Annotated in this window: 13 protein-coding genes; 8 read left to right on the plus strand and 5 right to left on the minus strand. The window is 44.5% G+C overall.

All coding sequences use genetic code 11. The annotated features are described in order from the left end of the window. Nucleotides 1–48: 48 nt before the first annotated feature. From rpsA to cysM, 8 genes are all read left to right on the plus strand, one after another. On the plus strand, nucleotides 49–1,764 hold the full coding sequence (gene rpsA, locus ACO0KZ_RS06740) for a 30S ribosomal protein S1 (protein WP_422994043.1): 1,716 nt from the start codon (nucleotides 49–51) through the stop codon (nucleotides 1,762–1,764). Nucleotides 1,765–1,791: 27 nt separating this feature from the next. Beyond that, complete coding sequence (locus tag ACO0KZ_RS06745; RefSeq protein WP_186889975.1) at nucleotides 1,792–2,097, plus strand: integration host factor subunit beta; 306 nt, start codon at nucleotides 1,792–1,794, stop codon at nucleotides 2,095–2,097. A 210-nt stretch (nucleotides 2,098–2,307) separates the two neighbouring features. Beyond that, nucleotides 2,308–2,634 (plus strand): LapA family protein, encoded by a 327-nt coding sequence (locus tag ACO0KZ_RS06750; RefSeq protein ID WP_422994045.1) that lies wholly within the window; start codon nucleotides 2,308–2,310, stop codon nucleotides 2,632–2,634. 37 nt (nucleotides 2,635–2,671) lie between these two features. Continuing rightward, nucleotides 2,672–3,847, plus strand: coding sequence for a lipopolysaccharide assembly protein LapB (lapB, locus tag ACO0KZ_RS06755; protein WP_422994047.1), 1,176 nt, complete (start codon nucleotides 2,672–2,674; stop codon nucleotides 3,845–3,847). 140 nt (nucleotides 3,848–3,987) lie between these two features. Further along, complete coding sequence (locus ACO0KZ_RS06760) at nucleotides 3,988–5,361, plus strand: UDP-glucose dehydrogenase family protein (RefSeq protein ID WP_422994049.1); 1,374 nt, start codon at nucleotides 3,988–3,990, stop codon at nucleotides 5,359–5,361. Between the two features lie 25 nt (nucleotides 5,362–5,386). Next, entirely contained in the window at nucleotides 5,387–6,301 is a 915-nt protein-coding gene (gene rfaE1 / locus ACO0KZ_RS06765) for a D-glycero-beta-D-manno-heptose-7-phosphate kinase (RefSeq protein WP_422994051.1), read from the plus strand. 125 nt (nucleotides 6,302–6,426) lie between these two features. Beyond that, entirely contained in the window at nucleotides 6,427–6,780 is a 354-nt protein-coding gene (locus tag ACO0KZ_RS06770; RefSeq protein ID WP_422994053.1) for a ComEA family DNA-binding protein, read from the plus strand. A 172-nt stretch (nucleotides 6,781–6,952) separates the two neighbouring features. Further along, on the plus strand, nucleotides 6,953–7,855 hold the full coding sequence (gene cysM / locus ACO0KZ_RS06775) for a cysteine synthase CysM (RefSeq protein ID WP_422994055.1): 903 nt from the start codon (nucleotides 6,953–6,955) through the stop codon (nucleotides 7,853–7,855). 128 nt (nucleotides 7,856–7,983) lie between these two features. Here cysM and ACO0KZ_RS06780 read toward each other — a convergent pair whose 3' ends face one another. From ACO0KZ_RS06780 to ACO0KZ_RS06800, 5 genes are all read right to left on the minus strand, one after another. Continuing rightward, nucleotides 7,984–8,295 (minus strand): hypothetical protein, encoded by a 312-nt coding sequence (locus ACO0KZ_RS06780; protein WP_212674312.1) that lies wholly within the window; start codon nucleotides 8,293–8,295, stop codon nucleotides 7,984–7,986. Nucleotides 8,296–8,565: 270 nt separating this feature from the next. Further along, nucleotides 8,566–9,666 carry a lytic murein transglycosylase B gene (gene mltB / locus ACO0KZ_RS06785; RefSeq protein ID WP_422994058.1) on the minus strand — a complete coding sequence of 367 codons (1,101 nt, stop codon included), beginning with the start codon at nucleotides 9,664–9,666 and terminating at the stop codon, nucleotides 8,566–8,568. A gap of 147 nt (nucleotides 9,667–9,813) precedes the next feature. Then, a complete protein-coding gene (locus ACO0KZ_RS06790) occupies nucleotides 9,814–11,778 on the minus strand; it encodes a transglutaminaseTgpA domain-containing protein (protein WP_422994060.1) in 1,965 nt (654 codons plus the stop codon). Nucleotides 11,779–11,834: 56 nt separating this feature from the next. Continuing rightward, complete coding sequence (locus ACO0KZ_RS06795; RefSeq protein ID WP_422994062.1) at nucleotides 11,835–12,836, minus strand: DUF58 domain-containing protein; 1,002 nt, start codon at nucleotides 12,834–12,836, stop codon at nucleotides 11,835–11,837. 39 nt (nucleotides 12,837–12,875) lie between these two features. Beyond that, nucleotides 12,876–13,796: an AAA family ATPase gene (locus ACO0KZ_RS06800; RefSeq protein ID WP_422994064.1), complete on the minus strand. Its 921-nt coding sequence runs from the start codon at nucleotides 13,794–13,796 to the stop codon at nucleotides 12,876–12,878. Between the last annotated feature and the right edge of the window lie 309 nt (nucleotides 13,797–14,105).

Raw genomic sequence — 14,105 nt, forward strand, 5'->3', positions numbered from 1 at the left:
ACCCGGTAAATAGACCTTTTGTCCTATTCCGGCTAACTCGTAAAAATTATGTCTACTGTATTCATGACTCAAGATTACGCAACTGGTGCTGATAGTTTTGCAGCCCTGTTCGAAGAATCTTTATCCCGCCAAGATATGCGCTCTGGCGAAGTGATTTCTGCTGAAGTCGTTCGCATCGACCACAACTTCGTGATCGTTAATGCTGGCCTCAAGTCAGAAGCCTTCATCCCTGTTGAAGAATTCAAAAACGACCAAGGTGAATTGGAAGTTAACATCGGTGATTTCGTATCCGTAGCGATCGAATCATTGGAAAATGGTTTCGGCGACACAATCTTGTCCCGCGACAAAGCAAAACGTTTGGCATCATGGCTCGCACTTGAAAAAGCGCTTGAGTCTGGCGAAATGGTTATCGGTACTGTTAATGGTAAAGTTAAAGGTGGTTTGACTGTTCTCACGAACGGCATCCGCGCTTTCTTGCCAGGTTCTTTGGTTGATACACGCCCAGTTAAGGATACAACTCCTTACGAAGGCAAAACTATGGAATTCAAAGTTATCAAGCTCGACCGTAAGCGTAACAACGTTGTGTTGTCACGTCGTGCAGTTGTTGAAGCATCTATGGGTGAAGAACGTCAGAAATTGATGGAAAACCTGAAAGAAGGCACAGTGGTTACTGGCTTGGTTAAAAACATCACTGACTACGGTGCGTTCGTTGATTTGGGCGGCATCGATGGCTTGTTGCACATCACTGATTTGGCATGGCGTCGTGTGCGTCACCCATCTGAAGTGCTTACAGTTGGTCAAGAAATCACTGCTAAGATCCTCAAATTTGATCAAGAGAAAAACCGTGTGTCCCTGGGCGTTAAGCAATTGGGCGACGATCCTTGGACAGGTTTGGCACGTCGTTACCCAGCAAACACACGTTTGTTCGGTAAAGTAACGAACCTCACTGACTACGGTGCGTTCGTTGAAGTCGAGCAAGGTATCGAAGGTTTGGTCCACGTTTCAGAAATGGATTGGACAAACAAAAACGTTGCACCAAATAAAGTTGTTCAATTGGGCGACGAAGTTGAAGTTATGGTTCTGGAAATCGACGAAGAGCGTCGTCGTATCAGCTTGGGCATGAAACAGTGCAAAGCAAACCCATGGGATGATTTCTCCTTGAACTTCAAAAAAGGCGACAAAGTTAAAGGCGCGATCAAGTCTATCACTGACTTCGGCGTGTTCATTGGCTTGACAGGCAACATCGATGGTTTGGTGCATTTGTCTGATTTGTCTTGGAATGAAACAGGCGAAGAAGCAGTTCGTCGCTTCAAGAAAGGTGACGAGTTGGAAGCCATCGTTTTGGCGATCGACGTCGAGCGTGAGCGTGTTTCCTTAGGTGTTAAGCAATTGGAAGGTGACCCATTCAACAACTACTGCGCAATGAACGACAAAGGCGCATTGGTTACTGGTACAGTGAAATCTGTCGAAGCTAAAGGCGCAGTGATCCAATTGGCTGATGAAGTTGAAGGCTACTTGCGTGCATCTGAAATCTCCCGCGATCGCGTGGAAGATGCTGGTACACACTTGAAAGTTGGCGACTCTGTTGAAGCTTTGGTATTGAATATTGATCGTAAAGCACGTGGTATCCAATTGTCTATCAAGGCAAAAGATTCCGCTGAAACACAAGAAGCAATGCAAAAGATGTCTACGGACTCCAACGCAGCTTCTGGCACAACAAGCCTCGGTGCTTTGTTGAAAGCTAAGCTCGATAATAAAAACTAAGCAACGACCTAGTCAGAGGCTTCATTTATGACCAAGTCAGAGCTGATTGCTCGTCTGGCCGAGCGGTATCCACAACTGGTAGCTAAAGATGTGGATATCGCCGTCAAAACTATTTTGGACGCGATGTCTGATGCCTTGGCCACTGGTCAGCGCATAGAAATTCGTGGCTTTGGTAGTTTCGCTTTAAATAGCCGTCCACCCCGAATTGGACGTAATCCTAAATCCGGTGACAAAGTGATGGTGCCTGAAAAACGGGTGCCGCACTTCAAACCAGGTAAAGAATTGCGCGAACGGGTAGATGCGACTGTCGGTCAGCCCATACTGCATGATTAAAGTGTGATCAGGTGTGGAAAAAGTGAGTAATTTGCACGAAGAAAACAAAACGGCATAACGGATTTCCGATATGCCGTTTTTTTTCACGTACAATTTCATTTGTCGTTCATTGTCTTGCGTATGTTGGTTGATTGCTATCTGTAAGCATGCTGGGCAGTGACAAATACGCACTTTGATTATTAATCGCAACTTAGGCAACTTAGCTTAACTATGAAAATTATTTCTAAATTTATTTGGCTGTTGGTATTCATTGCGTTTTTAGGCTTTGCACTGAAAAACGATAAAATCGTGACACTCGAATATTTCTGGGGCTACCAGCAATCGGCACCTTTGGTGATTTTGTTGTTGTGTTTTTTTGTTGCTGGCGCCGTATTTTGTTTGTTAGCGATGGCGCCGACGGTGTTTCGTCATCGTCGTGATATTTCGCGTCATAAAAAGACTATCGCGGAAATCGAAAAAGAGCGCCAACTTGAGCAGGCGGCTGCAAATCAGGCACCAACACCTGACGCGATACCCAACGTGATTCGCAATTCTTAAAATTTAATATTTAATCCTCCCACTGAGACCCGTCACTATGGAATTTGAAATCTGGTGGTTACTAGGTATTCCTCTATTTTTTAGCCTTGGTTGGATCGCTGCGAGGGTCGATATTCGTCAATTGATCTCTGAGTCAAGCAGTCTGCCAAAAGGTTATTTTAAAGGCTTAAATTTTCTACTCAATGATCAGCCCGATAAAGCGATTGATGCCTTTATCGAAATCTTAAAACTGAATCCCGAGACCGTTGAATTGCATTTTGCGCTAGGTAATTTATTCCGTCGTCGCGGTGAAACTGAGCGTGCAATTCGAGTTCATCAAAATTTATTATCGCGTCCAGACTTGCCGATAGAGCAGCAAACACAAGCGATGTTTGAACTAGGGCAGGATTATTTGAAGGCGGGTTTGTTAGACCGCGCTGAAGAGACCTTTAATCAATTGGTCGCAGGCCAATACGCTATTCCAGCGCGCAAGGCTTTGCTGGAAATTTATCAACGCGAAAAAGAATGGCTGCGCGCTATAGATGCCGCTCATGCTTTACAAGAATCGGGTGCAGGTGGCAGGCAAAAAGAAATTGCTCAATTTTACTGCGAAATCGCGCAAGATGAATTAGTGCATACGCATCCTGAGGCGGCGATGGTGATGTTAGATAAAGCGATTGCCACCGACCGTCATAATGTCCGTGCTGCGATTCTTTCGGGTGATATTCATCTGGCAAAGGGTGATGTTGAACAAGCGGTATTGGCCTGGCGTAGAGTAGAGCAGCAAAGCGTGCCACATGTGGCTCTGGTGGCACAACGCTTAATGGATGGGTATCGCAAATTAGAACGACCGCACGAAGGCCTTAACTTGTTGAAATCATATATGGCAGAAACGCCTTCTATCGATTTGCTTGAGGTTGTATTTAAAGCGACTTTGGAATTAGAAACCGTAGTCGAGGCGAATCAGCTGGTGAGTAATGAATTGCGGCGCACACCGACCTTATTGGGCTTAGATAAATTGCTCGATGCACGCATGATGGTCGCACCTCCAGAAGTGTTGCCAGAGCTCTCTATTGTAAAAAATCTAGTCAGTGGCTATGCACAAAAATTCACACGTTATCAGTGTACTCACTGCGGTTTTAAAGCGCGTCAATTCTATTGGCAATGTCCGGGTTGTAGTAAATGGGAAACGTACCCACCGCGCCGGACTGAAGAACTGAATGTGATGAATTGAACCGCTTAATGACAATAGAATAAACTTTGCGGCAGAAGCGCATAGAGGATCGAAATACGGCGCCAGTATTGCGTCTTCTGCGTCCCTGTAGTTTGGTTTCTATTTTTAACACGTAGATTTTTTATGGAATTGTTTTAGAAATGAAAATAACGATTGTTGGTACAGGTTATGTTGGCTTAGTAACTGGCGCATGTTTGGCCGAAGTCGGGCACGATGTGTTTTGTTTAGATGTGGATCAGCGCAAGATCGATATTTTAAATGGCGGCGGTATCCCGATTCACGAGCCAGGTTTGGACGAAGTGGTTGCGCGCAATGTCGCTGCTGGCCGTTTGCGTTTCTCTACCGATGTCGCCGCGAGTGTGGCCCATGGTGAGGTGCAATTTATTGCGGTCGGTACGCCTCCGGACGAAGATGGCTCTGCGGATCTGCAATATGTGGTCGCCGCCGCACGAAATATTGGTAAGTACATGACGAGTTTTAAAGTCGTCGTCGATAAATCGACTGTGCCAGTTGGTACAGCGGATCGCGTCTCTGGTGCGATCTCTGAAGAGTTAAAGACACGTTTTTCCGATTTGGACTACGCAGTCACTTCAAACCCTGAATTCTTGAAAGAGGGCGCAGCGGTTGCCGATTTCATGAAGCCGGATCGCCTCGTGATTGGTCATGGTAATGACGTACAAGGTCTGCGCGCGCAACAAGTGATGCGTGAGGTGTATGCAAGCTTTGAAGCTGCGGGTCATAAAATCTATTGGATGGATGTGCGTTCTGCTGAATTTACAAAATACGCAGCAAACGCGATGTTGGCGACACGTATTTCGTTTATGAATGAATTGGCGAACTTGGCAGACAAAGTCGGTGTTGATATCGAAGCAGTGCGTCAAGGCATCGGTTCTGATCCACGGATAGGGCCAGGTTTCTTAATGGCTGGTTGTGGTTATGGCGGTTCTTGTTTCCCGAAAGATGTGCAGGCATTGGTGCGTACATCGCAAGAATACGGCCATGAGTTAAAAATTTTGCAGGCTGTTGAAGACGTAAATGAAAAGCAGAAGCATGTATTGGGCGCAAAAATTTTTGCGAAGTACGGTAAGAATTTGCAAGGTTTGAAATTTGCTCTGTGGGGGCTGGCCTTTAAACCGGACACTGACGATATGCGTGCGGCCTCTTCGCGGGTCTTGATACAAGAGTTATTGCGTGCAGGCGCAAATATTGTGGCTTTTGATCCGGTAGCGATTGATGAAGCGCGACGTGTGTTGGCCTTGGATTTTGCAGATGCGCCTGAATTGTTAAATAGGATTAGTTTTGCGGCAGATCCGCAAACGGCTTTACCAGCGGCCGATGCCTTAGTGATTGTCACAGAATGGAAAATCTTCCGCACCGCAGATCTGAATCAAGTGAAAACTAGCTTAAAGCAAGCAGTCATATTTGATGGTCGTAATTTATATGATCCGCGTTTGGTCAAATCTTTAGACATTGAATATCACGCGATTGGTCGCGCGGTACTGACGCAAAATTAAGTCAAAACTAAGACTGTATAAAACTATGACGAGTACACAAAAGCGTATTTTGGTGGCGGGTGATGTGATGCTGGATCGCTATTGGTTTGGTGAAGTCAATCGTATTTCGCCCGAAGCACCAGTGCCTATCGTGCGCGTTGAGCGACGTGAAGAACGCCTAGGTGGCGCTGCAAATGTTGCGCGTAATGCCGTGGCATTAGGCATAGAAACCAGCTTGTTAGGCGTGATTGGTGAAGATGAGGCGGGTCGTAATGTCGAGACTTTGTTAAGTGAAGTTGGGATTCGAAGTTACCTTAATCATGATCCTAGTATTTCAACGATTATTAAGTTACGTGTAATCGGTCGTCAGCAGCAACTTATTCGTATTGATTTCGAAGAGAAACCGACTGAACAGATTTTGCAGGATAAATTGTCACGTTTTAATAGTCTGATAGCCGAGCACGATGTGATCGTCTTATCTGACTACGCCAAAGGTAGCTTGGTGAACGTCGCGACCATGATAGCGCTCGCAAAACAGCTAGGCAAATACGTGTTGGTTGATCCCAAAGGAAGCGATTATTCCATCTATCAAGGTGCCAGCCTCTTGACGCCAAATAAGTCAGAGTTGCGCCAAGTGATTGGAAGTTGGAAGGACGAGGCTGACCTAACCAAGAAGGCGCAGGCACTGCGTAAAGAGCTCGATATCGCCGCCTTATTGCTGACCCGCTCAGAAGAGGGGATGACTTTATTCACTGATGAAGAAATTCTGCATGTACCTGCAATGGCACGCGAAGTATTTGATGTGTCAGGAGCTGGAGATACAGTCATCGCGACGGTCGCCGCGATGTTGGCAGAGGGTAAGAATTTGCATGATGCTATCTTAATCGCCAATCAAGCCGGCGGCATTGTTGTTGGTAAATTGGGAACAGCAACCGTCACTAGAGAAGAATTGTTTCAATAAATGTAGGTTTTATGTAAATTTAATGTAATATGTATTTGCAATAATAAATTTATATTTATATTTATATTTATATTTATATTGCGAGCAGATCATATTTTATTAATTTCATTTATTGGGAGTTTACGATGTTGAAAAAAATCATATTTGCTGTTGCTACCTTGTTCGCAAGTATCAGTTTTGCCTTTGCCGATGTGGATGTGAACAAAGCTGATCAAGCAGCTTTGGATGGCGTAAAAGGCATAGGCCCGGCAAAGTCAAAAGCTATTTTAGCTGAGCGTGTTAAAGGCGGTAATTTTAAGGATTGGGCCGACTTTGAAGGTCGTGTAAAGGGTATAGGCGGAAAGAATGCCATTAAGCTGTCAGACGCTGGTTTAACGGTGAATGGTCAGGCTAAGGCGGCTTCAAAAATGGAAGCTAAACCGGATGCCAAAGCTAATAACGCCAAATCCAAAACTTCCGCAAAAGCTGACGCCAAGTAGCGTTGGGGGATAGGAATCCAAGTGAACTGAAAATCCTCGCAGAAATGTGAGGATTTTTTTAACAAATTTGCCAAATATTCTTAATAGAAATTGATGGGTTTTCGCTCTTTTAAGCAGAAAGCACCTACAAGGTTTAGAATGTGACTTTGACTTTCCAATACGTCTTATTACTATGAGTTATATAACGATCGAAGACACCATTGGCAATACGCCACTAGTTCGCTTACAACGTTTGCCCAGTGAGGAGTCTCGGCGTCGAAATAATATTATCTTAGGCAAACTAGAGGGAAATAATCCTGCTGGCTCAGTCAAAGATAGACCTGCACTTTCTATGATTAAGCGAGCGGAGCTGCGAGGACAGATTAAACCGGGTGATACCTTAATCGAGGCGACTAGTGGTAATACTGGGATCGCGTTGGCCATGGCGGCAGCGATGCGTGGTTATAAAATGGTTCTGCTAATGCCCGAACATCTCAGTGTAGAGCGGCGTCAAAGCATGGCCGCTTATGGCGCAAAGATTATTTTAACCCCGCAGGCTGGCGGTATGGAAACCGCGCGTGATCTGGCGGAGCAAATGCAAAAAGAGGGGCAAGGTGTCATCTTGGACCAATTTGCTAATCCTGATAACCCTTTGGCGCATTATGAAGGTACTGGACCGGAGATTTGGCGTGATACGAAAGCTCAGGTTAGTCATTTTGTGAGCGCGATGGGAACTACAGGGACCATAATGGGCGTTTCAGCCTACTTGAAAGAACAGAATTCAAATATACAAATCATCGGTGTGCAACCCGAGGACGGTTCTCAGATACCAGGTATTAGAAAATGGCCAGAAGCCTATTTGCCGAAGATCTATAACAAAGCACAAGTCGATACCGTCGAATCTGTTAGTCAGGCAAATGCTGAATTAATGGCAAGACGCTTAGCTGTAGAGGAGGGAATTTTTTGTGGCATCTCTGCCGCGGGCGCATGCGAAGTGGCTTTAAGAATCTCAGAAACCGTAGAGAACGCGACGATAGTATTTATCGTGTGTGACCGAGGTGATCGTTACTTATCGACCGGTGTTTTTCCAGCTTAAAGAAAATAGTTAAATGTTGTTAATAAACAACATTTTAAGCCGATTGGTTCTTTTTCCATCATTCTCAAAACAAAAAATCGAAGTCAGTACCCACTGAGCTTCGATTTTTTTATCGCAGGCTATAAAAATTAGCCGTTGTTTTCCGCATCTTTAGGTTTGAATTGTTTATCACTGATACGGAACTTCGCGCGACGATCACCCATCAAAGCACGTAAGTCTTTGATACTCACATCGCTAATTTCGTGCATGCGGATTAACAGAGAAGCGCCAACTGGCAAGCGGCGGTGACGGATTTTACTGATGACTGGTGGCGCAACTTCCAATGCTCTGGACAAAGCGGCATCATTTTTCAAATGCAATTGTTTAATCAAAGTATCCAAGAGATTGTTTGGATCGTAGTCGATTTCATCTGATTCTAGTTGAGTCAAGTTTGGCATCATTACCTCGTTATTTGTTTATTGATGTTGCAGTAGGGTGCAGTAATAAATTACTTAATCAGTAATACTATATCTTTAAACCAAATTTATCTACTTTTTTAAAAATTAAGTAAGAAAAATAAGTGGCAAATTCATTAAATCTATTGACACTTTCTGCAAACCATCATAAATGTATCATTAGATAACATTACTCTAGTATAAAAAATTCTTATTTGCAATATTTTTTATTGCGTATTTTTCAAATGGTATGATGTTATTTGGGTAATAAAAGCATTAATCGTTTTTTCTTCGGGCGAGGCTTATTACTTTTCCTAAATCGATGACTGACATCGCATAAAAATAGCTGCGGTTGTATTGCGTAATCGCAAAAAAGTTTTCAGTACCTAACCAATATTCAGTCGGGTTGTCCCCATTCTGTAGATCGATCAGGCCGTATTTGATATTGCGTGGTGCATTTTCGTCGGGCGTACTGACTATAGGTCGTAATTCGTCAATAACGTAGGTTGCTTTTAAACCTTGCCCTAAAACTTGAGCTAACTGTTTTTCATCAATTTTTTCGCTACTTAAGCTCGCAGGGAATGCGTATGGCACATTTTTCTTCCATCCATGAATTGCTAAATAGTGAGCAACACTACCGATGGCGTCGGTTTCAGATTCTTTCAGATTAATCTTTCCATCGCCGTCAAAATCAACCGCGAATTGGCGCAGACTGCTGGGCATAAATTGCGCCAACCCAAGGGCGCCGGCATAAGATCCTTTGACGTCAAAGACATCGATCGCAGATTCTCTAGTCCACAATAGTAGCTCGCGCAATTCTTTCTTAAAGAATGCCATGCGTGCTTCTTTGTTTGGTGTTTCGGGATAGGAAAATGACAGCGTGGTAAGCGCATCGATGGCGCGGAAATTGCCCGTGTTCTTGCCATAAATGGTTTCGACACCGATTAGGCCAACGATGATTTCTGCCGGCACACCGTACAAATTTTCTGCGCGATTAAGAGTCTCCACATTGCGCTCCCAAAATGCGACACCTGCGCCAATACGTGCGTTTTCTACAAAACGTGCGCGGTAAACTTTCCAATTCTTTGGCTTACCAGCTGGCATAGGCTTGATCAACTGAACGACCGAATCTATATAGCGTGTCTTGGCAAAAATTGCAGATAACTGAGCTTTGTCAAACTGATATTGCGTTTGCATTTGCTCGATAAAGTCCTGTACTTCTTTCCATTCAAGGTAGTGTACGTCTTCTGACAGAATAGGTTTTGTCGTAGCAGGTTTGTTTTTTGCAGATGCTTTTTTCGAGTGAATGGTTTTCTTTTTGTGACTAATTTTTTTCTTATCTGGTGTCGCCGCATTCGCATGTTGGTTGGCTAGCATGCCAACACCTGTTACGAGAAAGGCACTAAGAACAAAAGTAAAACTCAGAGAGCGCAATAGGCGTTTGTTGTTGAATGAAATTTTCAAGATGTACGTATCGTTAAAAGTGCGTGTCAATGAAAGGGCTGAGTTGAATCAGCTAAGAAGCTATTTTATCTTTTTTAGCAGTCCTTTGAGTTGCTGAATTTTTTCATTTAGATTCGTAGTAGGTTTCCCGTATTTTATCTGCAGATAGAGCGCGACGAATTTGTTTACATCCGTAACTTGCGCTGTCGTTAAGTGTTCGTGTAAGCGTAAGGCATAACTTGCCGGCGCTTCATGGATTGCTGGCTGGTATCCTCTTCTTTGCATTTTCTTGCAGAAAGTCAGATAGAGTTTGTCGTAGATTGTCAGCTTGGTTCGATGTGATAGCAGTGGTATGGCGAATATTGCTAACACAATTAATCCCAAAACAAATACAGTCAATAAAGTTCTCTCCCAATTGATACTGGAAAGTCCCAGACTTTGCCAAAGACTCTCTTGCTTGGACTGGTTGTAATTTAAGACCCACTGGTTCCATGCATTATTTACCGCACTCCAGCGCATACGTAGATCGTTCGTCCACGAGTTTTGGACAATGAACTTGTTAACAATTCCCGCGATTCCTGTGTTTTTTTGAGTCGCGTCCAAATTTCTTAAAATACGGTCGGGCGCTACTGCTGCAGTGGGATCAACCCGCAGCCAGCCAGCTTGTTCCACCCATACTTCAGCCCAAGCATGCGCGTCTGATTGTTTGATCTCGTAGTAGCCATCTTGCGTATTGCGCAAACCGCCTTGGTATCCGGTTACGACGCGTGCCGGAATACCCATGGCGCGCATCAACACAACAAAGGCACCAGAATAATGTTCGCAGAAGCCGGCACGACTGGAGAAAAGAAATTCGTCGACACTTTGACGTCCCAATGGTGGCGGCTCTAATGTGTAATAAAACTTCTCTTCTCTAAAATAACGTAATACCGCGTTGATCCTGCTCGCCGGATCCGGAAATGTTTGTCGAAGCTGTTGCGCAAACTTCATGGTTTCGGGATTAAATCCAGGTGGCAGGCGTAAATTGATTTGAATTTGTTGGGCGTCAAAATCAGCATTGAGGCGATAGCTAGTTTGTGAGAAAACCTGATATCGAAGACGTTTACTAATTGGTAGTTCGCTACGGATTTCACCCAGGGCATTCAAATGCGATGCCATGCTCTCGAGTTCAGGTGTTTTCGATACGCTATCAAGTCCAAATAAATATTGGTTATTACTCGGCTCAAGGGTGATTTCTTGGGCGAGCGGTTTGCCCTTTACTTCTAGCTTGATCGCTCCTTGAGGCACAGCTTGTGCTATTTGTGTCCAACTGCGACCATCAAATTGACTCAAGATGATGGCGCGCCAGTACATCGCAGATTTAGCGGGCGTCTCTTCCAAAAACTTAACTCGAAAAACTAACTCTTCTGACATTGCCAGCTTGCTGAGATTGCCAGGTGTCATAGAATCGGAAAGGCCACTACGGGCGATATTGGCATCACTAGGTAGGCTCCATAGAGGTCCTTGAATTCTGGGGAATAGATAAAAGCAAAGCACTGTTAATGGCGCGGCTAGTAAGAGCATCTTTAGAATTAACCTGCAGCGCACCCAGAGTGAAGGCGCTTTTTCTGAGAATTGAAACGATAACTGAGCGAGTAATAAACTAAATGCCGAGACTAATACTTGAAATGCTGAGCCTAAACTTTGGGAATCTAGAAAGCTGGTAAGCAGAAGGAAAAGACCAAGGAACACGACGACGAACAGATCGCGTTTGGCATGCATCTCTAACATTTTGCATGCCAACAGTAAGGTCAGCATGGCGACGCCGGTTTCTCGCCCAACAAAGCTGCGAAACTGCCAATATATCGCACCCATTAGTAGGCTTGCAATTGCTAGTAGTAACCAGCGCGCCGGCAGTTGGCGGCCGTTCAAGGTTAGCCAAGCGCGCCATATCATCAAGCCGATCGCACTTGCGCTGATCCAGCTGGCGTTAGAACCCAGGTGATTGGCAACGACCAGTAGGCATGCAAACACCAGCAGCAAGGTATCAACTTTTTCACGACCCAACCTGCTCCAAAAGGATATGAGCCTATTGCTGTTAGCGTTAAATGTTATTGACGTATTCATGACCGCACATCCGATTTCTCATCAAGGCCATAAAGTGCCAGAGCACGTAAGCATGCGGCGCGATGTTCTTCATTCAAGGCAGGTGGATAGTCGATATGATCGAGCTTAAATCCGTAGGCAAGACCCTGTCGCTCGGCATCTAGAATCCATGCTGTCATACGCGATAAGCGCAGTTCTACATCGAGTTGCGTACTTAAGGCGGCAAAATCGAGTATGACTTCGCCCTGCGCACCACCGGAAAATAGTTTGGTGACTAAGCTACCGCCAGTATCTACATCAATTCTTGCGATGTGTTTCCAGGATAAATGCTTGAGTGGATCACCTAATTGGTAGCTACGGACACCTGCAAAGTCTTCATCGCCGTTGCTATGTAAACCTGTCCCATCGTCACTTAGACTTAAGGGGAGTGCGGGCGAACTTATTTCTGGTGTCGGATAGACCAGTGCTTTAGCATCGGGTAGCCAAGTACTCCAAGCTCGCAATAATCCTAAGGGAAACCAAGTTTGAATTCGAATTCTGGGGATTGCTAAGTAGCCGCGATGCTTGCTTTGTACCTGCAAGCGTAATAGCAAATTTTCTTGAGGATTGATGTCGACAATGTGGCCCACTGTATTGCTGGTGACGAAACTAAAGTGCAAGGCGTAGCGTGCTAAATTTTGCGTATTCTTGATGTGTATTGGAAATTCCGCCACATCGCCAGCAAAAATAGGTGAGCAAGTGCCTGCGTTTAAACGTAGATAGGCCAGATTTCTAAAAGTGAATAATGCATTGATGGCGGCTAATCCTGTCAGCAAATAGGTCATTGCAAAACCAAGATTTAAATTGTAGTTAGTGGATGCTAAAAATAACAAAACCAGCATGCCAAAAAAAAATAAACCGGGTTTGCTCGGTAGTGTAAATACGCGTCTTTGTTTGAGTACGATTTCTCCCACTTCTGGACGTTTTTCCAGAAAGACGACACTGCGCCATTTTAACTTCAATTGATTAATCAAATTCATGAACTGATTGGTATTAATTGGGGCAAGGTTGATCTATCACTAAACCGGTACTTTTAACATTAATTGTGTCAGCAAGTCGGCACTGGCGCTGGCCTTGTTATGCATAGCTTTGATAGGACGCAGACGATGCGCGATAACAGGAATGAGCACAGCCTGAATATCTTCAGGCAACACGTGATCGCGACCTTCCAGCGCCGCCCATGCACGCGCTGCCTGCAGTAAAGCGATGGCCGCACGCGGACTCATACCTTCCGCAAATAAACCTGATTCACGAGTGGCTTGCGAAAGTTTTTGCAAATAATCTATCAGAGCGGGAGACGCATGGATATTTCTGACTGCAGCTTGGGCTTCGATGAGTTCATCAGGTTGCATGAGGGCGGATAATTGCTTGAGTAAAGTTCGTCTGTCTTCACCCATTAGCAAGGCTCGTTCAGCTTGCGCATCGGGATAGCCTAGCGCGACACACATTAAGAAGCGATCAAGTTGTGATTCAGGGAGAGCGAAAGTGCCGACCTGATGCGTAGGATTTTGTGTAGCAATTACGAAGAATGGAGAAGGGAGAAGGCGTGTTTGCCCTTCAGCGCTAACCTGCTGTTCTTCCATTGCTTCTAATAGCGCGGATTGTGTTTTCGGCGTCGCACGATTAATTTCATCCGCTAACAAAACTTGGGTGAATATAGGGCCTGGATGAAAAACAAATTGACTTTTTTCCCGTTCAAAGATGGATACCCCAATCACATCAGTTGGCAATAAGTCAGAGGTAAATTGCATGCGATTGAATTTAAGGCCCAACGATATGGACAAGGCATGCGCTAAGGTTGTCTTACCTACACCAGGTACGTCTTCAATTAATAGATGACCTCCCGCCAATAAACAAACCAGAGCTTGTTGTATCTGTTTTGGCTTGCCAATAATTACCTGGTTCAGTTGCTTAGCTACGTCGTGGACTTTTGAAAACATAGGTTCTTCCCATAGAATCGATAGAGTATCTATATACCTGATTGTAAGCAGATTTCGATTTATTTGTTTGTTAAGTTCAATCTTTAGTCACATCCAAGATAAATATTCTTTAATTAACTTTGTAAGCTGAAATAGTACTCGCCTCAACGTATCGTTAGTTTATTTGAAATTCTTGCGTCTAGATTTCTGCTTTTTAAGCAAAACAATTTCCTAGGTAATGCCGCAAGTCCGTAAAATAGCGAATTAAGTTTAATTTTGCTAGATCAGCTAAATTATTCCAACTACCTCAATAAACTCAGATAGAACCTC

Source organism: Undibacterium sp. Di24W (assembly GCF_049340325.1).
Taxonomy (GTDB): Bacteria; Pseudomonadota; Gammaproteobacteria; order Burkholderiales; family Burkholderiaceae_D; genus Undibacterium.